Raw genomic sequence first — 21,905 nt, 5'->3', positions numbered from 1 at the left:
TTAATTTAAATGAAAAATTATAAAAAAAATATACAAATTAGCTTTTCAATCGCTTTATTAACACTCACAAATCTAATTTTCAACTCAGTTTCTCTATCAGAACACAGTGTCAACACTGAAGTTACAAAAATAGTTTATGATGCTATAACTACACCTAAGTTTCTTTTTGAGCTTTTGACCGCTTTCTTTACATTATTATTAATACATATTTTGTTAGCTACATTCGCTACACTCATCATTACTAAATTTGCAAAAGTACCATTCATTACTCTATTAACTTGGTTAATTATATGCAGCTCAATATTAATAGGAAATAGCACATTATACCCCTTATCTTCATTTTCAATTGGAACAAACATCCCTGATTTATTATTCCCAATAACATTAGCTATTTTTCTAACTTTGTTGCTTTTATCAATTAGAAACTTAAGAAACACTTATAAAATCACTTTATTATCAATATTGATATTATTCTCTTTCTTTGAATTTGAAAACGAAAATAATAAAGTTCATAATGAACCTGCTGAACATCCTAATATAATAGTCATAGGAGTAGATTCTTTACGCCCTGACTTTATATCCCCTGCTTTAACACCTTTTATATGGTCTCAAATAAACAAGAATGGCAAAATTAACAATGTAACTACTCCTAATGCAAGAACATTTCCATCATGGTTTTCAATTCTATCAGGAAAGCTGCCGATCAACACTGGCGCACGTTTTAACCTTACAGAAGAGAAAACTCTGGTAAAGACTGGCATGCTTCAATGGGTATTAAAAAGTCGAGGATATACAACGATATACGCCCAAGATGAAAGAAGATTCAATAATATAGATCAGTCATATGGCTTTGAAACAATAATAGGTCCACCAGCAAATGCCGCTGAGTTTATTTTAGCAAACTTAGCAAATTTACCTCAGATGGCATTAGCTAGTAACGTTTCACTAATAAATGAAATATTCCCTTATATAAAAGCGAATAGAGCTGCCTATGTTACATATGAGCCAAGCGATTTCAATAATAAGATAAAAAAACAAATCAGTATAAGTTCTTCTCCAATATTTTTGGCGACTCATTTTACCTTACCTCACTACCCATTTAAAATTAGGGTTCCATTATTCTTGCCTAATGAACAGTTAAATCCTGATGATCCATATACTTATTTATATAAGTCAATGCTTAGAGAAGCAGATTTACAGGTTTCAAACTTAGTCAATGATCTTGATGAGGCAGGCTACTTAGATAATGCAATAGTGATCTTTTTATCTGACCATGGCGAAAGTTTCGAGCATCCATCTGATGGCCCTAAAAATGCAATACCTGAATCAAACTTCATTACTAACAGTCAAGGACATGGTACAAATGTTCTGTCGAATTCACAATTTGAAGTCCTTCTTTCAATTGCTACATTTGGCAAAGCGAAAGAATGTGATCAGATATTTACTGGTAATGATGATTACAACTATAGTTTAATTGATATAAAGCCTTCTCTGATGAAATGCTTACAACTTGATAATGAAAGTGATGGTATGTCTATTGATGAAGTACAATCTAATAGACCTGTATATAGCGAAAGCTCAATTAATCCAATTGTAACTTCTAATAAAATTATTGACGAACTACAAACTATTGCTAATGGTATTTATTTCTATAAAATTAACTCTGATGGTAAATTAATAGTGAAACCTGAAATCTATCCTAAAGCACTAGAAAGCAAACAAAGAAGCATCATTAAAGGTGACTACAAACTGGCTACCTTCCCAAGTATGATGGACGATTTAATAATTGTTGATTTGAAGAATAATAAATGGTTTCCTGCTTCTCATTTTGAAAATAAAGATATAATAAAATCTATGTTTTTAGCTTTGTGTCTACAATTTAAAAAGGATGCTATTAATGGTGTCTTTAAACAATGCGAGAACCCCCATGAGTTTCTCAAGCAAATTAATATTGATTAGACTTAAAGGTTGTCAATAAAATGAATAATCCTAAAAGTACAGCAACCCAAGACACCTTTGAATGGGTTGGTGTTAATGCTAGAGGTAAAAAGCTTGAAGGTGAACTTTCTGGGCAAAGTATTGCTTTAGTAAAAGCTCAATTGCGTAAGCAAGGAATAACACCGTCAAAGGTCAAACGAAAGGCTAAACCTTTATTCGGTATAAAGTCTGTTCAAAAAATTACACCAAAAGATATCGCCTTAATTACACGACAGATTGCAACCATGTTGATGGCAGGTGTTCCCCTCATTCAAACTATTGAGATGATAGGAAGTGGTACAAAAAATAAAAGTGTCGAAAAATTAATGGAAGGTATAGGCGATGAGGTAAAAGCGGGTGTGCCTCTTTCTCAAGCGCTTCGAAAACACCCACGCTATTTTGATGATTTATATTGCGATTTAGTGGCCTCAGGTGAGCAATCGGGCGCACTTGATAAAATATTTGACCGAGTAGCACTTTATAAAGAAAAAGCTGAAGCACTCAAATCAAAAATTAAAAAAGCCATGTTTTACCCGATTGCAGTTTTGGTTGTTGCGGTCATTGTAACTTCAATTTTGCTTATCTTCGTTGTGCCGCAATTCCAAGATATTTTTAATGGCTTTGGAGCTGAGCTTCCTGGGTTTACCTTAATGGTGATTGGTATTTCTGAGTTTATGCAGGAATATTGGTGGATAATTCTGATTGCTGTTATCGCAACTGGTTTTGCATATAAAGAAGCCCTCCTTAAGAGTAAAAAACTCAGAGATGCTAACGATAGAGCGATATTAAAACTGCCTGTTATTGGTATGATTTTGAATAAAGCAGCGGTTGCTCGCTATGCTCGCACTTTATCAACTACTTTTGCTGCTGGTGTCCCCTTAGTTGATGCGCTAGATTCTGCTGCGGGCGCTTCAGGTAATGCGGTTTACCGTTATGCAATTTTAGAAATAAAAGCCGAGGTCAGTTCTGGTAACTTAATGAACTGGGCAATGCGCAATACTAAAATTTTCCCTGATATGGTGGTACAAATGGTGGCCATAGGTGAAGAGTCAGGCTCACTTGATGGCATGCTTGCTAAGGTGGCCACTATATATGAACAAGAAGTTGATGATGCCGTTGATGGTTTATCAAGTTTACTTGAGCCTCTAATTATGGCTGTTTTAGGTGTGCTGGTCGGTGGTTTAATTGTTGCTATGTACTTACCTATATTCCAATTAGGTTCGGTGATTTAAACATAGCTTTAAGCAAGATTCTAAACACTATTCGATCGATTGCATTATAAAATAATAAAAAACGGTTCAACACAGCGAAATAAAATCGGCCTTAAAATGGCCAGAAGTTAGGTATTTTAATGGAAAACTTTTTTCTTGATATAACCACTGCGATGCAAAGTCAGCAGTGGTTTTATCTTTTGACCGTCGGCTTAGTAAGCCTGTGTATTGGTAGCTTTTTAAATGTGGTGATTTATCGCTTACCACTGATGATGAAAAGAGAATGGCAAACTGAGTGCCGTATTGTATTGGCCGATGAGCTCAATTCAAAACAGCAAACAGAACAAGCTCCCTTTAATTTAGTAAAGCCTAATTCGACCTGCCCTAAATGCCAAGCACCGATCAAAGCTTGGCAAAACATCCCCGTGCTAAGTTGGTTATTACTAAAAGGTCGCTGTGCTAATTGTCAAACATCAATTTCTGTGCGCTACCCTATTGTTGAAATGCTTACAGCGGTTTTCAGTTTAATTGTTGCTGCTGTGTTTGGCCCAACAACGCTTACTCTTTTATATATATTGATTACTTGGGTGTTAGTCGCTTTAACTTTTATCGATATAGATCACATGTTACTGCCTGACCAGCTCACCCTGCCATTAGTATGGCTGGCGCTGATTGCGGCCACTATGGATATTACCATTGCTCCGAGCGATGCCATCATTGGCGCCGCAGTTGGCTACCTGAGCTTATGGAGTGTCTATTGGTTATTCAAGCTTGCTACGGGTAAAGAAGGCATGGGTTATGGTGACTTTAAACTTTTAGCCGTGTTTGGTGCGCTACTAGGCTGGCAAGATATTTTAACCATAGTGCTGTTATCAAGTGTCGTCGGTGCCATCATCGGCATTGCGCAAATCATGATTCAAGGTAAAGATAAAACCACGCCAATCCCATTTGGGCCCTACCTTGCCATCGCAGGATGGGCAACCTTACTTTGGGGTGAGCAAATTAAAAGTTATTACTTTAACTATTTAGGTTACTAACTATGGCAAACTGGGTTTTAGGGCTAACCGGTGGTATTGGCTCTGGTAAAAGTGCAGTAAGCGCCATGTTTGAAGAGCTTGGTATTCAAGTGGTTGATGCCGATATAGTTGCCAGAGAAGTCGTCGAACCTGGCTCTGTTGGCCTTACAAAAATTACAGCACATTTTGGTGATGAAATACTCACGCGTAACGGCACGCTTGATCGCGCAAAACTAAGAGCAATTATCTTTGCCGATGAATCACAAAAGCAATGGCTTAATAACTTATTGCACCCGCTTATTCGAGAGTCAATGCTGAGCAAATTAAAGCAAGCCGGCAGCGAATATGTCATTTTAGTTGCTCCTTTACTTTTTGAAAATGGCCTAGAAAAATACTGCAATCATACCTTACTAATTGATGTTCCGGTTGATGTACAAATAACAAGGACTACAGCTCGAGATAATGTTTCTGTTGAATTAGCTAAACAAATCATTGCTTCACAAATGAGTAGAGCTGATAAACAACAAAAAGCTGCTGATATTTTAGATAATAACCGCCCGCTTGCTGAGGTAAAAACGGATGTGCAAAAACTGCATAAAAAGTATCTAACATACTCTAACTAGAGTATTGATTTTATTTATAGATTCTCATGAAATAGAACTCATAAAAACCAATACAAAAGTACCAACAAAAGTTCTAAGCAACTGAGTTTAAGCTGAATTTACTTTGCAATTTTTCCTAAATCAGTCAAGACTGATGTAATAGCCTTACTTTTTCTGTTAGATTGTGGCAAATAAAGGATCAAACTAGGTGTTCAATGAATATTAACTCACCGCTACTTCGAAAATTTATTACACTCGGTCGCATTGATGCAGAGACCGTAAAGTCAAAGCAGCGCGAATACAGCTCTACTGCTGAGCTTATATCTAAAACATGTGGAATGGCTGGACATGAGCTCGCAGAGCAATGTACAGATCTTTTTCGTGTGCCTTATTTTGATATTAGAGACTTTGATGTAGCGAACATTAGCGAAGAGCTTGTTAAAGACAAGTTGATACGTGAACACCATATTCTACCCCTAGTGAAAAAAGGCCGTAAACTCTATATTGCTGCCTCAGATCCTACCGACTACGGTGCCTTTGAAAACTTTGAATTTAGTACAGGCCTTTCATGTGAAGTGGTCGTTGTTGATTACGTTCAACTTGAAAACAAAATTGAGCAATTACTTGATGCTGCAGGAAGCTTGCATTTAAGTGAAAGCGAATTCAAAGAACTCGGAGATTTAGAGTCAGAAACTCCCCAAAATTTAGCACCAAAAGATGAAGATAAAGACGACGCTCCTATTATCGTTTACATCAATAAAATTTTGATGGACGCAATTAAAAAAGGGGCCTCGGATCTACACTTTGAGCCTTACGAACACCGCTACCGCGTGCGTTTTCGTATCGATGGTATTTTGCATGAAATGGCAAGTCCGCCAAATAGCTTAGCGAGCCGTTTATCTGCACGCATCAAGGTTATGTCACGACTAGACATAGCAGAAAAACGTAAACCTCAAGACGGCCGTATTAAGCTTAAAATTACTGAACGTAAAAGTATCGACTTCCGTGTCAGTACCTTGCCTACTCTCTGGGGCGAGAAAATCGTAATGCGTATTCTCGACTCATCAAGTGCTATGCTAGGTATCGATGTGCTTGGTTATGAGCCAGAACAGAAAAAACTCTACATGGACGCACTTGAGCAGCCACAAGGTATGATCTTAGTAACCGGTCCAACGGGCTCTGGTAAAACGGTATCACTTTATACTGGTTTGAATATTCTTAACCAGCCAGAACGTAATATCAGTACTGCCGAGGATCCAGTAGAGATCAACCTTGAAGGGATTAACCAAGTACAAATTAATCCAAAGGCAGACATGACCTTTGCCAATGCATTAAAGGCTTTCTTACGACAAGATCCCGATGTCGTAATGGTTGGTGAGATCCGTGACCTTGAAACCGCTGAAATAGCAATTAAAGCGGCGCAAACAGGTCACTTGGTATTATCAACGCTGCATACCAACTCTGCACCAGAAACTCTTACTCGTCTTTTAAATATGGGTGTTCCTGCTTATAACGTAGCAAGCTCTATCAGCCTTATTATTGCGCAGCGTCTTGCAAGACGACTTTGTCCTAAGTGTAAAACACCAGAAAAACTACCTGATGAAGAATTGATTCGCCAAGGTTTTGATAAAGACAAGCTCAATGAGGTTCAGTTATTCGCACCAAAAGGATGCGACAGCTGTACTGAAGGGTATAAAGGTCGAGTGGGTATTTACGAAGTAATGCAAATTACCCCTGAAATAGCACAAATTATTATGCGTGGTGGTAACTCACTCGAAATTGCTGAAGTATCTCTGCGCTCAGGCTTTAATGATCTGCGTTTATCTGGCCTGAAAAAAGCCGCTGATGGCGTTACCTCTTTAGCAGAAATAAACCGAGTAACGAGTTTCTAAACAAATTCGTTACTGGATTATCAGCTAACTGTTCAGTAAGATCTGACAAAAGTGCTTATTTGAGAGTTATTCAATGCCAACAGTTGTAAACTGCCCAACATGCAAAGCCAAAGTTGAATGGTCAGAGCAAAGCCCGCATCGTCCATTTTGCTCAAAACGCTGCCAGCTAATTGATTTAGGCGAGTGGTCGTTTGAGAACAATAAAATTTCTAGCCCAATTAGCAATGCTAATGATTTGAGCCAAGATATGATTGAAGATATCGAAGCAATGCTGGCTAAAAACGATGATTCATTCTTTAAAGAATAAAGCGTCAAATACAAAAAATGCGGCAATTGCCGCATTTTTTAATATAACCTATCACTTTTAACCTTCAGAACGCTCAGCTTTGCGTTCGCCTCGATGACCATGGTGGCCCTTTTTGTGACCTTTTTTACGCAGGTGTTTTTTAATCTCTTGATAGCTTTCGCGCTGTTCTGCATTTAAAACCTGCCAAATCGCATGGTCAGATTTCATTTTTAGCATTGCAAACTGCTGGCCTTTTTCTTGGCGCGCTTTAATCAGCTCTAATGCGGCATTTTCGTCAAATGCTTTTGTTGCTAATAACGCATCCATTTTCTCTTTGTGTGCTGCACGAGCGGCTTTCATTGCATCTTTATCGCCACGCAGTGCTGCAAATTGTGTTTTCTGCTCGGCAAAAATTGCTTTAAGTTGCGTTTGCTGCTCTTCGGTAAGTTGTAATTTATCAATACCACGCTCAGAAAGTAAAAAACGAGCCTGTGGGTTCATACCACGGTTAAAGTCTCCTTTCGCCATTGCTGAAGTAGCACCTACACTGGCTGCTGCTAAACCACAAACAAGTACGAATTTAGAAAGCTTATTTGAAATAGTCATAATCATTACCTTTTGTTGGGTTGTGCTCTGTTGTCGTTTCCGACTGATGGGTTAACTATAACTAATTCAATGCAAAGGAACGCAAGCCAGTGTAAAGGTTGTGTAAAGATTCACTTTTACACAATTTACTGAGTAAAATAACCTTAAAGAAATAAATAGCTAGGTGTCAGAATGAAACTATTAATGATCGACGACGATACAGGATTGTGCGAATTACTCAGCGAGTACTTGTCAGCACAAGGTTTTACAGTAGAGTGTGTTCATGATGGCGCTGAAGGCCTAAAGCAAGCTATTAAGCATAACTATGAGCTAATATTGCTTGATGTGATGCTACCCTCTATGGATGGCTTCGATGTGCTAAAGCAATTAAGACAACATAAGCTCACACCGGTGATCATGTTAACTGCGAAAGGCGAAGATTTTGATCGTATCTTTGGTTTAGAGCTAGGCGCAGATGATTATATTCCTAAGCCATTTAATCACAGAGAGCTACTAGCTCGCGTTAAAGCAATTACTCGTCGCATCGAACATATCAATAGCTTATCGAGCCAACAGACCAGCTCATTGAGTGTTAACAGCATCAATGTTAATTTCGCAACTCGAGAGGCTTCTGTTAATGATAATGTACTTAGCCTAACCGGCACTGAGTATGAGATCCTTGCCATGCTAGTGCAACATGCCGGTGAAGTGATCAGCAAAGAGCAAATAAGTGAACAAGTATTAGGTAGACGCCTTGCACCTTTTGACCGCTCAATCGATATGCATGTCAGCAACATCCGTAAAAAAATTGCAGAGCATGTTAGTAATGAACGGATCAAAACCATGCGTGGCAGTGGTTATGTATTAATACAAGGCGAATAATATGCAAACTCCAAGCTGGCTAAAGCATCCCCGCCATTATTTGTTTTTAAAAATATTTGCTTGGTTTTGGGTTACTGTCATAGCGACTATCACAATACTGGTGTTTTTAAGCCAGTTAACGAGCAATGTCGGCAATGACGACCTGCGTGGACCCATGCTGAAAAATCTTGAGTACACTGCTAAAAGTATTGAGCGTATTGTTGCTAAGCACGGTAAACCAACTCAAGAGGTTTTATCTCATCCGCGCTTATCAAAGCATAAATTACTGTACTTAAATGGTGAGGGTCATGGTGTTGAAATGCTTAGCGAACCTGTATCCAAAGACATTGATTTAAGCTTGCTGAACTTTACCAAATATATGCGTCCGCAAATTATTTTTACCGATGAATACCAAGCTTATGGGCCGGTAGCTTTGAATGTGCCTGAAGGTAAGTTTTATCTTTATGAAATCGATGAAAAACGCAAGAAACCGTTTTTTGTCAGCCTATGGCTAATGCCTGTTTGGCTTAAACTACTGATAGCTTTAGTTGCATCCTTGATGCTGAGTTTCTTCTTTAGCCGTAACTTAATTGCACCTATTAATAGTTTGAAAGAAACCGCAAAAAAGCTTGCTCATGGCGATTTAACTGCCCGTGCCGATGTATCTCCTACTCGTCAAGATGAGTTAGGTGTACTTGGTCGTGACTTTAATACCATGGCGGTGCAACTTGAGCAGCTTATTAGCGCTCAAAAACGACTGCTAGCAGATATTTCTCATGAACTACGCTCACCATTAACGCGTTTAAAAATGGCCACAGGCCTTGCACAAATGCAAGCAGATGATGCTCAACACGCTTATTTAGAGCGTATTGAAAAAGAGGCCAATCAGCTCGATAAAATGATTGCCGATGTACTTCAAGTTTCACGCTTAGAAGCCAAAAGCCAAACTTTGGCGTTGAGTACACAATCCTTACAAGTGATTGTTGATCATGTACTCAACGATGCTCAATTTGAGGCCAAGCAAAGTAATAAAGAGCTTATTGTTAATGGTACACTAACAGCCGATTTAAAATGCGATGAAACCTTAATAGCCAGCGCGCTTGAGAATGTACTTCGCAATGCCATTAAATACGCAGAACATTCAATCTCAATAGGTTTAGTTGAATCAGATGCTATCTACATCACTATTTGTGATGACGGTAAAGGGGTTGATGAAGCAAACCTAGCAAGGCTGTGTGAACCTTTCTTCCGTCAGGAGCATGCTCGTGATAGAAGCACAGGCGGCACGGGCTTAGGTCTTGCAATTGCAAAGAATGCTATCTCAGCACATGATGGTACACTAACACTTGAAAACCAAGAACATGGCGGACTGTGCGTAAACATCCGTCTACCTTTTAAGAGTGAGTAAATGTTTTATAGTAGCGAAGCAAGTCTTGTTAATAACCTACCTAATATTAATCAGTTTTTTTCTGAGCAATTACAGCAAGACTTTCTGAGCACCGCTCATGGCAAGCTTTATTATGGCTATGCAATCCCTCAACAAGCAAAAACGGCTATCGTTATCAGTACTGGCCGAATAGAGTCTTTAATTAAGTACAAAGAGTTGCTTTGGGAGCTATATCAAAATGGCTTTGCAGTTTTTAGTGTTGATCACCAGGGGCAAGGTCGCTCTTATCGTCATTTAAAAAACACTCATAAGGGTTATGTAAACCGCTTTACTGACTACGCAGATGACTTTGCTATATTTATAGAAAAAGTGGTGCATCAACACTGGCAAGGAAAGCAGGTTTTGCTTGGCCACTCTATGGGCAGTGCCATTGCCTATGATTACCTATCTCGCTATCAGCATCAATTTGCGGGTGCTTTTTTATCAGCGCCGATGTTTGATATCTATACCAAAGGCACGCCAAAGCCTGTAGCAAAACTGGCTGCTAAAATTGCATCCTTACTTGGTCTTGGCCGCAGTTACGCATTTGGCCAAAGCGATTATTTACCAGTCGACTTTGCAGCTAATGAACTAACCAGTAGTGAAATTCGATATAAACTGTTCAGAGAGCTTTATGCAGCAGAAGGTGATTTACAACTAGGAGGCGTAACTTATGGCTGGCTCAATGCATCGTTTGATTTTATTGCCTCATTAGTTGATAAAAAAGTCGATATTCCTTTGTTTATCGCAAGCGCAGAGCAAGATACTGTAGTCGATAACGCAGCGCAATTTGCACTCATCCATAGACAAAAGCAAGCACAACTAAAAAGCTATGCGGGTGCTCGTCACGAACTATTATGTGAACGCGACGAGATCAGACAAGCAGTGCTCAGCGATTTTTATCAATTTTGTGCAGAGCTTTGACGTGTTTTGTTAACCACAGAAAGTGGGTCTAGGTGCATCAAAATATCCATTTCACAATCAAAATGCGTTTGAATTAATGCTTCTACTTCATCAGCAACTTGATGCGCTCTTATCAATGATAATGAGTCTTCCAGCTCTAAATGCATCTGAATAAACTTAATTTTACCACCTTGGCGGGTACGAATATCATGGGCGCCAAATACATCTTGATGACTATTCACAATGGCCAATATTTGTTGTTTTTCTTCATCTGGGAGCTCTTTATCCATTAAGTGATCCGCACTTTCGCGAGCAATATCCCAGCTGTTATAAAGTAAATAAACAGCCACACCAATAGCAAACAATGGATCGGCATAAGCAACACCGTACTTCGCTAACACAATTGCCAGTAATACCGCCAAGTTTAAAATTAAATCGCCTTTATAATGAATCGAGTCTGCTTTAATGGCGATTGATTCGGTGTGGTTTATCACCTTAGTTTGCACAAATACCACCACGAGCGTACAACAAATAGCGAAAATACTGACCCAAATACCAAGATCAGAGTGCTTTAAGGTTACCGGATTAAATAAGCGCTCAATGCCATGAAACGCTAAAAAGCAACCAGAACCTGCTATAAAAGCAGCTTGTGCAAGCCCGGCTAATGCTTCGGCTTTTCCGTGACCAAAGCGATGGTCGTCATCAGCAGGGCGTAGTGCATAACCTAGCACTAAAAAACTCATCAGTGAGGCGGTGATATCCATTAACGAATCGGTCAATGAACCCAACATTGACGCCGAGCCAGATGCAAGCCATGCCCAGCTTTTTGCCGCGATCATCAGACTCACCATAACAATGGTGACTATACTGGCTGTTTTAACCCAAAACTCATAACTACGATGCTGCACAACAACTTACCTTTAGTGAGTAACTGTGTTGAGTATATCATCTTTTAATTCTAGTTCGTGTATACTCAGCAGCAGATCAAATCCTTATAAATGAGATTCACATGCTTGATATTGTGTTGTACCAACCAGAAATTCCACCAAACACGGGTAATATCATTCGCTTATGCGCAAACACAGGTTATGCGTTACACCTAATTGAACCCCTTGGCTTTGAGTGGGATGATAAACGCGTAAAACGTGCAGGTCTTGATTATCATGAGTTTAGCCATGTACAGCGCCATGCCTCGTTTGAAGCATATCTAGAAAAATGCCAACCGAAAAAAGTGTATGCTTGCACCACTAAGGGCAGCCAATTTCATCATCAAGCACAATACCAACCCGGTGATTGTTTAGTGTTTGGCCCTGAAACACGTGGCTTACCTGATGCTCTAATTCAATCGTTGCCGAAAGAGCAACGTGTACGTATTCCAATGCAAAAAGACAGCCGTAGTATGAACTTATCTAACTCAGTTGCTGTATTTGTTTATGAATCTTGGCGTCAGCTGGGGTTTGTGAACGGTCAATAACTCATTGAAAAAGCGCTTGTAATAAATATTTACTAATTGTTTAGCACGACCATTTTTTATGGACTAACCTAAATAGGTGAGTTTGTTCCTAAAGATGGATGTTAATGCGCTTTTTCGCCCGAGTATGCAGTGTCATTTTGCTGATGCAGTACTTTTCTAGTGCTGCTTATGCTGCTGTGTCTAATCCCTCTAACTTGCAAGCCCCCAATACGACTCCCCTATTACTACTGATCCTTTTAGCGATTGTCATCCTCATTGTTGCGGTTATCTATTATCAAAGAAACCAAAAGATGACGCTAATGGATGCCCTACTTTCCCAGTCTAAAGATGGTATTTGGGTCACCGATGAACAGTTTCGGATCATAGAAATTAATAACGCGTTTAGTGAAATATCGGGCTATAAAAAAACCGATATAATTGGTAAAAAATTCAAAGCATTAACGCAAGCCGGTCGTGATACACAACTCGAAGAAATCATTCAACAAGAGCTAAGTAGTGACGGTTATTGGTCTGGCGAAATTTGGAATTTACGCAAAGATGGTCAACCTTATGCCATTGATTTATCAATTACAAAAGTGATCACATCACGCTTTGCAAAAAACTCTGTACGGTACGTTGGCATGTTTTCTGATGTGACAGCTCGTAAGAATAACGAGCGAACTATGCTCAAGCTCACTACCAAAGACAGTGTCACGGGTTTATCAAACCGCGCCATTTTTATAGAGTCCCTTGAAAAAGCAATCAATGCTTGTAACGACACTTATCCTAGTCTGCTAATCATCTTTATTGATATAGATAACTTCAAAAAAATTAACGATTCGCTCGGTCACACAATTGGCGATGTACTGCTAAAAGAAGTGGCGTGTCGTTTAACTGACTCACTAAATTCAGGCTTTACCATTGCAAGACTCGGTGCAGATGAATTTGCGGTACTCGTGCCGCCCTATCTTTATTCAGGTCAAACCGTATTTTTTGCTAAAAAAACCGCAGACATCGTGCTTCAGCAGTTTAAAACCCCATTTATGTTAGATGGTTTTGAGACTTCACTATCTGCCTGCTGTGGTCTTGCTATCTATCCAGACAACGCCTACAACTGTGAATACTTAATGCGCAGTGCAAATAGCGCTTTGAATCATGCAAAAAAAATGGGCCGTAATACGTATCAATTTTTTGATAAAGACCGTCATACACTCGACCCAACCGAGTTAACCAAGGAAAGCGCTTTATTCAAAGCGATCACTAACAATGAGTTTGAGCTTTATTTTCAGCCTAAGTTTGATGCCCAGCATAACCAGTTATACGGCTTTGAAGCATTAGTTCGCTGGCCTCAAGAAGATGGCAGTGTGATTAACCCCGATGAGTTCATTCCGCTTGCCGAACAAAATGGTGCCATTATTCCGCTCACCCAATTACTGATGGAGCAGCTGCTTAATCAACTGGCCCAGTGGCGAAAACAAAACATTTCGTTTGGTAATGTCGCTATTAATATTTCAGCCTTACACTTTCAGCAAAGCAGCCTTATTGAAACCCTCATCGACAACTTAGCAAAATTTGACGTACCAGCACATTGCTTAGAACTCGAGATCACAGAAAGCGCCATGATGGATAACCCTGAATTTGCAGAGCAGCAAATGAAACGTATTAAATCGATTGGTGTGCATATCGCGCTGGATGACTTTGGCACGGGTCATTCATCACTCAGTTACTTAAAGCGTTTTCCAATCGATACGCTCAAAATCGACAAGTCATTCGTAAAAGACATCGATAAAAACGACCAAGATCGTAATATCACCGCCACCATAGTGCGGCTAGCTAAGTATTTGGATATTAATGTGGTTGCTGAAGGAGTAGAAACTGAAGAGCAAGCTTACATGCTGCATATTATGGGCTGTCATTTTCAACAAGGTTATTATTACTGCAAGCCATTAAAAGCCAACCAAGTCAGCGAATTTATTAATGACACGCTAGAAAAACAGCAATCTAGCTAACGATTACAAATGTACTTCAAATAAAAAACGCGATAAATAAATCGCGTTTTTTATTTAAAAGTGCACAATCTAAATTATTCAGATTTTTGCTCACGGCCAAGGAGTGCCATCGCAGCTTCTTTTACATCTTTATTCTCATAAAGCACTTGGTAAATTTGCTCCGTTATTGGCATTTCAATACCTGTGCGTTCAGCAAGTAAATACACTTCTTTGGTATTTCTGTAGCCTTCAACAACCTGACCAATAGATTCAATCGCGGCTTCCACGCCTTCACCTTTGCCAAGTGCAAGGCCAAAACGACGGTTTCGAGATTGGTTATCTGTACAGGTTAAGATCAAGTCACCAAGGCCGGCCATACCCATAAAGGTATCTGAACGAGCACCTAATGCACACCCTAAGCGGCACAACTCAGCTAAACCGCGAGTGATTAAGGCTGTACGTGCGTTGGCACCAAAGCCGAAACCATCAGACATACCTGCGCCAATCGCAATGACATTTTTAACTGCGCCACCAAGTTGTATTCCAATGAAGTCATCATTGTTATACACCCTAAATGAGCGGCCACAGTGTAAGAGATCAGCCAGCTGCTTTGCAAAATCTTGAGAAGTCGACGATACCGAAATAGCGGTTGGCAAGCCCATAGCCATTTCTTTAGCAAATGTAGGCCCTGAAAGCACAGCCAGAGGAACATCATCTCCTAACTCTTGTACCGCTACCTCTTGTAATAAACGCCCTGTATTTGGCTCTAAACCTTTAGTCGCCCATGCAACTTCAGCACCTTCTAACAACCAAGGTTTGATTTTTTGCAGCGTGCCAGCAAAAGCATGACTCGGTACAACAACCAAAATGATCTTGCTTGCTTTAACTGCCGTTTCTAAATCTGCTTCTAGTTGGAGGGTTTCAGGAAAGCTAACATCCGGAACATAACGTTGATTCTTTCGCTCAGCTGCAAGCGTAGCAACGTCATCGCTATTGCGGCCCCACAAGGTCACTGGGTGGCCATTTCTGGCAAAGCAAATAGCAAGGGCGGTGCCATAAGACCCCGCCCCTAATACTGTAACAGCTGATTGTGCTGTACTCATAGCTTATGCGTCTGCAGTTGCCTGTTGATCTTGAGCTGCACGTTGTTGCATGTATTGAGCAAATAGTGCGTCAAAGTTAACTGGCGCTAAGTTTAATTGTGGGAAAGTACCACGGTTAACTAGGTTTGATACTGCTTCACGTGCGTAAGGGAAAAGTACGTTCGGGCAGAAAGCACCTAACATATGTGCAAGTTGAACTTCTTCAACTTCACCAATTGTGAAAATACCCGCTTGTTGGATTTCACATAGGAATGCAGTTTCTTCACCGATTGAAGCCGTTACTGTTAAAGCAAGAACAACTTCAAACACACCTTCTTCTAATTTGTTAGAACGAGTATCTAAGTCAAGCTTAACTTCAGGAGTCCACTCTTTTTGGAAAATAGCAGGTGAGTTAGGCGTCTCAAATGAAACATCTTTAGTATAGATGCGTTGGATTGAGAATTGAGCGCCGGCTTGTTGTTCTGCTGCTGCGTTTTGATTTTCTTCGTTCATTATAATTCCTAACTTGTATTCGTTTTTATATTTAAAAATTTATTAAGCGTTAAGCTTTGCGTCTAAAAGGCCTTGCGCTTCAATTGCCATCATGTCGTCACAACCGCCGATATGTTCATCATTAATGAAAATTTGCGGAACTGTGTAACCACCATTTGCTTTGTCGATCATTTCATCACGACGCTCAGGGTGAACACCAATATCGATATTCGTGTAGTCTACACCTTTACTGTCTAATAACGCCAAAGCACGTTGGCAGAATGGACAGTATGCTTTTGTGTAAAGAACAACATTACTCATAATAATTCCTCTATCGGGCAATGAGCCTTATTAACGACCGGTCGTTGTTGGTAAGCTAGCTGATTGCCAAGCGCCCATACCGCCCGCTAATACATAAACACGCTCAAAACCTGCTTTATGCATTGCAGTTGCGATACCTGAGGCAGTCATGCCCGTGGTACATACTAGTATAATGGGTTTAGTCTTAAACTTTTCAAGGCTTGAAAAATCAGATTGCTTTGCTTTTTCCGGATTTAAGTGAGTTGCGCCTGCAATACGGCCAGAGTTAAACTCTTTTTGTGCACGTATATCAATCACTTGACCATCATCACGGTTAATTAGCAAGGTAAGTTGCTGTGGGTTGATTTGACGGATAGCCGAAAATTTACTTTTAAACCAACTGCTGATCAGCATAGCGACTAATGCTAACCAGATAATGCTCAAAACCGGATGATTCGAGATAAATTCAATATATTGATCCATGCGTTTTCCACTAAGAAATTTAGGTACCACAGCGCATAGCCATGGGTTAATTAAAATTTGCCACGCAAGTATACGTGCTTGAATTGAAAATGCTAGGGCGTGAAATATTTTAATATGACATATTGATAGCTGATCAAAACCATAAAACACGGTATGCTAGTGATATATAAGTGCCAATCTTCAGGAGCTATAATGACAGAGCATAAAAAACCATTGGTATTAATGATCTTAGACGGTTGGGGATACCGTGAAGACACAGAAAGTAACGCCATACTTGCTGCTAATACCCCAGTACTCGACAACCTTTGGGCAACCCGCCCACATACATTAATTTCAGGTTCGGGACTTGATGTTGGTTTACCTGCAGGACAAATGGGTAACTCTGAAGTAGGCCATGTAAATTTAGGTGCTGGCCGTATCGTTTACCAAGATTTTACTCGCATCACTAAAGCCATTGATGATGGTGAGTTCGATAGCAACCCTGCGCTTGTTGATAATATCGACAAAGCTGTAAATGCAGGCAAAGCCGTGCATATTATGGGTCTTTTAAGTCCAGGTGGTGTTCATAGTCACGAAGACCACATTGTGGCAACGATTGAACTTGCAGCTAAGCGCGGTGCAAAAGAAGTTTACTTCCACGGTTTCTTAGACGGCCGTGACACACCGCCACGTAGTGCAAAAGCATCAATTGAGCGCATCGAAGCCCTATTTGCAGAACTTGGCTGTGGCCGTTTAGCAACGCTTGTTGGTCGTTACTATGCAATGGACCGTGATAACCGTTGGAATCGTGTCGAGCTTGCTTATGATGTTATGGTGAGTGGCATTGCAGAATACAGCTACACTGACGGTGTAACCGCACTAGAAGCTGCTTATGCACGTGACGAGAACGACGAGTTCGTAGCTGCAACAACTGTTGTGCCAGAAGGCCAAGCAGCTGCTGAGATCAATGACGGCGACACTGTTATCTTTGCTAACTTTAGAGCAGACCGAGCACGTGAAATGACTCGTGCCTTTGTTGATGCTGACTTCAGTGGTTTTGATAAGAAAAAATCACCACAGTTAAGCGCATTTGTAATGATGACTGAGTATGCAGCAGACATCAAAGCGCCGATTGCATTTGCCCCAGAGCCTTTAACAAATGTATTAGGCGAATGGTTAGAGAAGCAAGGTAAAACACAGCTACGTATTTCTGAAACAGAAAAATACGCACACGTGACCTTTTTCTTTAGTGGTGGTCGTGAAGATGAATTTGTTGGTGAGACTCGCGAACTAATTCCATCACCACAAGTAGCAACATACGATCTGCAACCAGAAATGAACTCTGAAATGCTGACCGATAAACTTGTTGAAGCAATCGCTAGCGGTAAATACGATGCCATCATCTGTAACTACCCTAACGGAGACATGGTAGGTCACTCAGGCGTATTCGAAGCAGCAGTGAAAGCATGTGAAGCTGTTGATCATTGTATTGGTCGCGTAGTTGCAGCACTTGAAGAACATGGTGGTGAAGCGCTTATTACAGCCGATCATGGTAATGCTGAACAAATGGCTAACCCAGCAACGGGCCAAGCACATACCGCACACACCAGTGAGCCAGTGCCATTTATCTATGTTGGCCGTGATGCAACACCACATGATGGTAAAACATTGAGTGACGTGGCTCCAACTATGCTTCACCTACTCGGCTTAGAGCAGCCAAGTGAAATGACTGGTAAACCAATCATGACGCTGAAATAAGCTATGAGTAAATGTATTAACCACTTCTTTAAAACTGGTTTAATACTGACTTCATTAGTAGCAACTTCGGTTGTTGCTAATGAAGATCAAACCAAAAAAGACTTATCAGACATTCAATCAGCTTTACAAAAAACAGAGGCTGAGCTTAAAGGTCAACGCAAGTCCATTGCCCAAATGCGCAAAGATCTGCGCGCCCATGAACTCGACATAGCTCAAAATGCCAAAGCATTAAACCTTGCCGCCCAATCAGTTAAAGAAAATGAGCAACAACAACGAGAACAACAAGCTAAAGCCGAGCAACTTAAAGCCCAGCAAGCACAGCGCCAAACCTTATTAGCTGCACAACTAAAAAGCGCCTACATGGCGGGTAGCCATGACTACTCAAAAATGTTGCTTAACCAACAAGACACAGCCAAAATTGAGCGCACGCTAAGTTATTATAATTATTTAAATAAAGCGCGTATTGAGCAAATTGAAGAGCTCAAAGCACTACAGCAAGAAATTGCAGACAACCAGGCTGAGCTTGAAAAAACCAAACAACGTCTAGTTGCCTTATATGATGAGCAAAAAAGACGCCAGCAAGCTCTAGTCAATGCACAACAAGAGCGTAAAACTAACCTAAATAAACTCCAGTCAGCGTTAAAAGAAACTAAAAGCTCTATTGATTACTTAAAAGAAAATGAGCAAACCCTAATCACCGCCATTGAAGAGCTTGAACAAGAGCGAAGTGAAAAGGTTGAATTACTCGGCTTACAAAGTAGTAAGGGCAAACTCGACTGGCCAACTAAAGGGGCATTACGCCACCGCTTTGGGCAACGCAAGCACGGCAACATAGATTGGAAAGGCGTACTTATCAGCGCTAAAGAAGGCAGTAATGTTAAAAGCGTACAGAACGGCCAAGTTGTTTACGCAGACTGGCTAAATGGCTTTGGCTGGGTTATCGCAATTGATCATGGCGATGGCTTTATGAGCTTATATGGTCACGCTCAAACTCTACTTCGCGATGTTGGCGACCTTGTTAGAGAAGGCGAAACAATTGCATTAGTCGGTCAAAGCGGCGGACAACCGGATCCTGGTCTATACTTTGAAATACGCCACAAAGGACGCGCAGTAAATCCTGTAAAATGGTGCAGACGCATTTAATTGATTAAATAGCTGCACTCTATGAGGAGCAGCTGATGCTAAACACAACTTACTCTTACAAAGCTCATTTTTCCCCAGCTAAGTTTTTTACTCAGCTGTCTTTTTTATTACTTGTCAGCTTGCTATGCCTGATACTGCAATCGTTTCAGGCTGTTGCAAAACCCTCGTTACAGTCACTACAGCATCAGCAACTAAACGAAATCCTATTTAATATCCATACATATTATGTTGATGATCTGAAACTACAAAACTCATTTGTAACCCAGCCTGATAACTTACAAGTCGAAGCGTTATTCGAACGCCTTGATCCATACTCAAAATACCTCGACGAAACTGAGCTCGATGCTATCTTCAGTAGCACTAATGGTAGATACACAGGACTCGGTATAGAAGTAAAAGTTGAAGATGGTCGGGTTTATATTGTTAACACTATTAATAACTCACCTGCGGCGCTTGCGGGTCTTCAGGTAAATGATGAAGTTATAGCGATTAATCAACAACCTATTTTAGACAAAAGCATCGAAGAAGTGGCTAAATTAATTCGCCAAAGCGGTCAAAGTGCTGTCGATGTTGCTGTTAAAAGAGAGAAAGATACTGAGCTAAATTTCTCGATTAAGCGCCAACAAATCAACTTACAAAGCGTTCATGGCCATTTAGCAGATACAGGCGTTGCGCTTATCAGTATCAACTCATTCAATAACCACACATTACACGATGTTGCTCGGGAGCTTGCAAAAATGCAGGTCACCAATAGCTTCCCTCTTTCAGGTTTAATTATTGATTTACGCGATAACCCAGGCGGTACATTACAAGGGGCCATTGAAGTTGCAGATCTGTTCTTAGATAACGGCACCATAGTGTCAACCAAAGGCCGCTTTAATGAAGCTAATCAGAAGTATAAAGCCCATAAAGGCGACATACTCAGTGGCGCTCCCATTGCTGTACTGATTAACGAAAACTCTGCCTCTGCCGCTGAAATACTCGCAGCAGCATTAAGAGATAATCAACGAGCGGTGCTAATTGGCGAAACTTCTTTTGGTAAGGGCTCAGTGCAATCCTTGATACCTTTAGGTAACGGTAATACCGCATTAAAACTGACTACAGCACGTTATTACACACCAGCGGGTCAATCTATCGATGGAAAGGGGATCACCCCAGATGTGAGTATTAATCAAACAATGCTTTCAGAAATTGACCAAGGCGTTATAATAAAAAACATCCAAGAATTGGCGCTTTTTAGCTCACTTCTAGATGGACAAGACAAAAAGCAACTTACAGCAAAGCAGCTCTTTATTATGCAGTAAGTAAATGCTCACAACGGATATAATAATTACAAAAAGTGAATTTAAAAACAGGCTTATTACTCGCCGTATGTTGCCTACCGCTATTCTGCCAAGCAAAGCAAATAGCCATAGTAATTGATGATATAGGCAATCATCAGCGAGATCTTGAAATATTAAACTTACCAGGGCAAGTGACCTTCTCAATCTTGCCCCATACACCCTATTCACAAATATTTGCTGAACGCGCCAGTAGAACTCATAAAGAATTACTTTTACATGTACCAATGCAAGCGCTTGATAAAAGTAAAGCACTTGGCCCGGGTGCACTCACCGATACTATGAGTAAGTCAGAGTTACAAACAACACTTGGCCATGCGTTAGCCTCTTTACCACAAGTAAAAGGGGTCAATAACCACATGGGCTCTGAGTTAACACAGCTTACCGAGCCGATGAAATGGACGATGGAAATATTAAAGAAACGAGGTTTGTACTTCTTAGATAGCCGAACAACGAGTCAAAGCGAAGCACAAAATGTTGCTAACCTCTATGGTGTTGCAAACGTATCCCGTCATGTATTTCTTGATAACAATGTCACCCAAAGTCAGCTACAACACCAACTTGAAGAACTAAAAAGCAAAGCTGAACACTTCAACTACGCAATCGCCATTGCCCACCCCTACCCAGAAACCGTTGCTTTTCTACAACAAGCCCTCCCTGAACTGCAACAACAAGGCTTCGAACTTGTTCCCCTGTCACAACTAGTCGAAACAAAATACATTCAGCTTGCCAAAGCAGAGCAAAGACCAGGGGAATGAGTGTTATAAAAGTAAGTTAGCGAGGGGAAAGTTGAAAGAGTAAAGTTTTGAGGTCTGGCGTAGGTTGGCTAGAGCACAGCGAAACCCAACACAGAGCTATCAGCTTTCAGCCGTCAGCGATCAGCCGCGCGGTGTGGGTGTTTGTTGCTGCGTATCCCTCTGCCGGAGGCTCTAGGTTCTAGGTAAAGTGTACTTGTAGGAGATGTATGGACTCCTCCCCCAAATAGGGTGAGTACGGTATAAAGAGATTGGACAATTACTTTTACCAATAAGGAATCCATACATGTCAAAATTTAACCTAATTAGTATCGACTTGGCAAAAAATGTTTTTCAAGTCGGTAAGTTTCTTCATCAAAAACTACAAAGTAAT

Annotated in this window: 21 protein-coding genes; 15 read left to right on the top strand and 6 right to left on the bottom strand. The window is 40.5% G+C overall.

Annotated features, from left to right (window positions below; all coding sequences use genetic code 11):
• Nucleotides 1-9 precede the first annotated feature (9 nt).
• The 6 genes from NFU46_RS16545 (at nucleotide 10) to yacG (ending at nucleotide 7,005) form a co-directional block, all read left to right on the top strand.
• Nucleotides 10-1,959, top strand: coding sequence for a sulfatase-like hydrolase/transferase (locus NFU46_RS16545; protein ID WP_251603387.1), 1,950 nt, complete (start codon nucleotides 10-12; stop codon nucleotides 1,957-1,959).
• Nucleotides 1,960-1,979: 20 nt separating this feature from the next.
• Nucleotides 1,980-3,209 (top strand): type II secretion system F family protein, encoded by a 1,230-nt coding sequence (locus NFU46_RS16540; protein ID WP_251603382.1) that lies wholly within the window; start codon nucleotides 1,980-1,982, stop codon nucleotides 3,207-3,209.
• A gap of 119 nt (nucleotides 3,210-3,328) precedes the next feature.
• A complete protein-coding gene (locus NFU46_RS16535) occupies nucleotides 3,329-4,225 on the top strand; it encodes an A24 family peptidase (RefSeq protein ID WP_285835548.1) in 897 nt (298 codons plus the stop codon).
• A gap of 2 nt (nucleotides 4,226-4,227) precedes the next feature.
• Complete coding sequence (gene coaE, locus NFU46_RS16530; protein WP_251603379.1) at nucleotides 4,228-4,827, top strand: dephospho-CoA kinase; 600 nt, start codon at nucleotides 4,228-4,230, stop codon at nucleotides 4,825-4,827.
• 194 nt (nucleotides 4,828-5,021) lie between these two features.
• On the top strand, nucleotides 5,022-6,698 hold the full coding sequence (pilB, locus tag NFU46_RS16525; protein WP_251603376.1) for a type IV-A pilus assembly ATPase PilB: 1,677 nt from the start codon (nucleotides 5,022-5,024) through the stop codon (nucleotides 6,696-6,698).
• 73 nt (nucleotides 6,699-6,771) lie between these two features.
• The gene (yacG, locus tag NFU46_RS16520; protein ID WP_054562797.1) at nucleotides 6,772-7,005 is read left to right on the top strand and encodes a DNA gyrase inhibitor YacG; all 234 of its coding nucleotides are present in this window, start codon (nucleotides 6,772-6,774) and stop codon (nucleotides 7,003-7,005) included.
• Between the two features lie 57 nt (nucleotides 7,006-7,062).
• On the opposite strand, the gene NFU46_RS16515 is transcribed toward yacG, so the two are convergent.
• Nucleotides 7,063-7,590, bottom strand: coding sequence for a Spy/CpxP family protein refolding chaperone (locus NFU46_RS16515; RefSeq protein ID WP_251603373.1), 528 nt, complete (start codon nucleotides 7,588-7,590; stop codon nucleotides 7,063-7,065).
• Nucleotides 7,591-7,761: 171 nt separating this feature from the next.
• Here NFU46_RS16515 and NFU46_RS16510 point away from each other — a divergent pair, with 171 nt between their 5' ends.
• The 3 genes from NFU46_RS16510 to NFU46_RS16500 are packed head-to-tail and all read left to right on the top strand — an operon-like array spanning nucleotide 7,762 to nucleotide 10,780.
• The gene (locus NFU46_RS16510) at nucleotides 7,762-8,451 is read left to right on the top strand and encodes a response regulator (RefSeq protein ID WP_175078501.1); all 690 of its coding nucleotides are present in this window, start codon (nucleotides 7,762-7,764) and stop codon (nucleotides 8,449-8,451) included.
• A gap of 1 nt (nucleotide 8,452) precedes the next feature.
• On the top strand, nucleotides 8,453-9,838 hold the full coding sequence (locus NFU46_RS16505) for an ATP-binding protein (protein WP_251603370.1): 1,386 nt from the start codon (nucleotides 8,453-8,455) through the stop codon (nucleotides 9,836-9,838).
• A complete protein-coding gene (locus NFU46_RS16500) occupies nucleotides 9,839-10,780 on the top strand; it encodes an alpha/beta fold hydrolase (RefSeq protein WP_251603367.1) in 942 nt (313 codons plus the stop codon).
• Here the strand turns inward: NFU46_RS16500 and NFU46_RS16495 are convergent.
• On the bottom strand, nucleotides 10,759-11,667 hold the full coding sequence (locus tag NFU46_RS16495; RefSeq protein ID WP_082665683.1) for a cation diffusion facilitator family transporter: 909 nt from the start codon (nucleotides 11,665-11,667) through the stop codon (nucleotides 10,759-10,761). The two genes, NFU46_RS16500 and NFU46_RS16495, sit on opposite strands and share 22 nt — an antisense overlap.
• Before the next feature lie 101 nt (nucleotides 11,668-11,768).
• Here NFU46_RS16495 and trmL point away from each other — a divergent pair, with 101 nt between their 5' ends.
• Both trmL and NFU46_RS16485 read left to right on the top strand, forming a co-directional pair.
• Entirely contained in the window at nucleotides 11,769-12,233 is a 465-nt protein-coding gene (gene trmL, locus NFU46_RS16490) for a tRNA (uridine(34)/cytosine(34)/5-carboxymethylaminomethyluridine(34)-2'-O)-methyltransferase TrmL (protein WP_251603365.1), read from the top strand.
• Nucleotides 12,234-12,337: 104 nt separating this feature from the next.
• The gene (locus NFU46_RS16485) at nucleotides 12,338-14,221 is read left to right on the top strand and encodes a bifunctional diguanylate cyclase/phosphodiesterase (RefSeq protein ID WP_251603363.1); all 1,884 of its coding nucleotides are present in this window, start codon (nucleotides 12,338-12,340) and stop codon (nucleotides 14,219-14,221) included.
• Between the two features lie 74 nt (nucleotides 14,222-14,295).
• On the opposite strand, the gene gpsA is transcribed toward NFU46_RS16485, so the two are convergent.
• From gpsA to NFU46_RS16465, 4 genes are read right to left on the bottom strand one after another with little or no spacing between them, the layout of a single operon-like run.
• A complete protein-coding gene (gene gpsA / locus NFU46_RS16480; RefSeq protein WP_251603361.1) occupies nucleotides 14,296-15,303 on the bottom strand; it encodes an NAD(P)H-dependent glycerol-3-phosphate dehydrogenase in 1,008 nt (335 codons plus the stop codon).
• A 3-nt stretch (nucleotides 15,304-15,306) separates the two neighbouring features.
• Nucleotides 15,307-15,795: a protein-export chaperone SecB gene (gene secB / locus NFU46_RS16475; protein WP_058586639.1), complete on the bottom strand. Its 489-nt coding sequence runs from the start codon at nucleotides 15,793-15,795 to the stop codon at nucleotides 15,307-15,309.
• A gap of 42 nt (nucleotides 15,796-15,837) precedes the next feature.
• Nucleotides 15,838-16,095, bottom strand: coding sequence for a glutaredoxin 3 (gene grxC / locus NFU46_RS16470; protein WP_054550973.1), 258 nt, complete (start codon nucleotides 16,093-16,095; stop codon nucleotides 15,838-15,840).
• A gap of 30 nt (nucleotides 16,096-16,125) precedes the next feature.
• Nucleotides 16,126-16,557, bottom strand: a complete 432-nt coding sequence (locus NFU46_RS16465; protein ID WP_054562817.1) for a rhodanese-like domain-containing protein — start codon at nucleotides 16,555-16,557, stop codon at nucleotides 16,126-16,128.
• Nucleotides 16,558-16,749: 192 nt separating this feature from the next.
• On the opposite strand from NFU46_RS16465, the gene gpmM reads away from it, so the two are divergent.
• Genes gpmM through NFU46_RS16445 form a run of 4 tightly spaced genes read left to right on the top strand, consistent with a single transcriptional unit; the run spans nucleotide 16,750 to nucleotide 21,535 of the window.
• Nucleotides 16,750-18,294, top strand: a complete 1,545-nt coding sequence (gene gpmM / locus NFU46_RS16460; RefSeq protein WP_054562803.1) for a 2,3-bisphosphoglycerate-independent phosphoglycerate mutase — start codon at nucleotides 16,750-16,752, stop codon at nucleotides 18,292-18,294.
• A gap of 3 nt (nucleotides 18,295-18,297) precedes the next feature.
• Entirely contained in the window at nucleotides 18,298-19,437 is a 1,140-nt protein-coding gene (locus NFU46_RS16455; protein ID WP_175082536.1) for a murein hydrolase activator EnvC, read from the top strand.
• Between the two features lie 35 nt (nucleotides 19,438-19,472).
• Entirely contained in the window at nucleotides 19,473-20,741 is a 1,269-nt protein-coding gene (locus NFU46_RS16450) for a S41 family peptidase (RefSeq protein WP_058586641.1), read from the top strand.
• A 35-nt stretch (nucleotides 20,742-20,776) separates the two neighbouring features.
• A complete protein-coding gene (locus NFU46_RS16445) occupies nucleotides 20,777-21,535 on the top strand; it encodes a divergent polysaccharide deacetylase family protein (protein ID WP_251603359.1) in 759 nt (252 codons plus the stop codon).
• Nucleotides 21,536-21,905 lie beyond the last annotated feature (370 nt).

The organism is Pseudoalteromonas sp. NCCP-2140 (assembly GCF_023708065.1).
Lineage (GTDB): Bacteria > Pseudomonadota > Gammaproteobacteria > Enterobacterales > Alteromonadaceae > Pseudoalteromonas.
Note: the sequence above shows the minus strand (reverse complement) of the source record. Positions and strands in the feature narration are given on the sequence as shown.

Excerpts from the sequence above, each read along its gene's own strand:
- gpsA (WP_251603361.1), bottom strand. The coding sequence starts at position 15,303 with ATGAGTACAGCACAATCAGCTGTTACAGTATTAGGGGCGGGGTCTTAT.
- NFU46_RS16500 (WP_251603367.1), top strand. The coding sequence starts at position 9,839 with ATGTTTTATAGTAGCGAAGCAAGTCTTGTTAATAACCTACCTAATATT.
- NFU46_RS16510 (WP_175078501.1), top strand. The coding sequence starts at position 7,762 with ATGAAACTATTAATGATCGACGACGATACAGGATTGTGCGAATTACTC.
- coaE (WP_251603379.1), top strand. The coding sequence starts at position 4,228 with ATGGCAAACTGGGTTTTAGGGCTAACCGGTGGTATTGGCTCTGGTAAA.
- gpmM (WP_054562803.1), top strand. The coding sequence starts at position 16,750 with ATGACAGAGCATAAAAAACCATTGGTATTAATGATCTTAGACGGTTGG.
- NFU46_RS16465 (WP_054562817.1), bottom strand. The coding sequence starts at position 16,557 with ATGGATCAATATATTGAATTTATCTCGAATCATCCGGTTTTGAGCATT.
- NFU46_RS16545 (WP_251603387.1), top strand. The coding sequence starts at position 10 with ATGAAAAATTATAAAAAAAATATACAAATTAGCTTTTCAATCGCTTTA.
- yacG (WP_054562797.1), top strand. The coding sequence starts at position 6,772 with ATGCCAACAGTTGTAAACTGCCCAACATGCAAAGCCAAAGTTGAATGG.
- NFU46_RS16535 (WP_285835548.1), top strand. The coding sequence starts at position 3,329 with ATGGAAAACTTTTTTCTTGATATAACCACTGCGATGCAAAGTCAGCAG.
- pilB (WP_251603376.1), top strand. The coding sequence starts at position 5,022 with ATGAATATTAACTCACCGCTACTTCGAAAATTTATTACACTCGGTCGC.
- NFU46_RS16515 (WP_251603373.1), bottom strand. The coding sequence starts at position 7,590 with ATGACTATTTCAAATAAGCTTTCTAAATTCGTACTTGTTTGTGGTTTA.
- grxC (WP_054550973.1), bottom strand. The coding sequence starts at position 16,095 with ATGAGTAATGTTGTTCTTTACACAAAAGCATACTGTCCATTCTGCCAA.
- NFU46_RS16540 (WP_251603382.1), top strand. The coding sequence starts at position 1,980 with ATGAATAATCCTAAAAGTACAGCAACCCAAGACACCTTTGAATGGGTT.
- NFU46_RS16485 (WP_251603363.1), top strand. The coding sequence starts at position 12,338 with ATGCGCTTTTTCGCCCGAGTATGCAGTGTCATTTTGCTGATGCAGTAC.
- trmL (WP_251603365.1), top strand. The coding sequence starts at position 11,769 with ATGCTTGATATTGTGTTGTACCAACCAGAAATTCCACCAAACACGGGT.
- NFU46_RS16450 (WP_058586641.1), top strand. The coding sequence starts at position 19,473 with ATGCTAAACACAACTTACTCTTACAAAGCTCATTTTTCCCCAGCTAAG.
- NFU46_RS16505 (WP_251603370.1), top strand. The coding sequence starts at position 8,453 with ATGCAAACTCCAAGCTGGCTAAAGCATCCCCGCCATTATTTGTTTTTA.
- secB (WP_058586639.1), bottom strand. The coding sequence starts at position 15,795 with ATGAACGAAGAAAATCAAAACGCAGCAGCAGAACAACAAGCCGGCGCT.
- NFU46_RS16455 (WP_175082536.1), top strand. The coding sequence starts at position 18,298 with ATGAGTAAATGTATTAACCACTTCTTTAAAACTGGTTTAATACTGACT.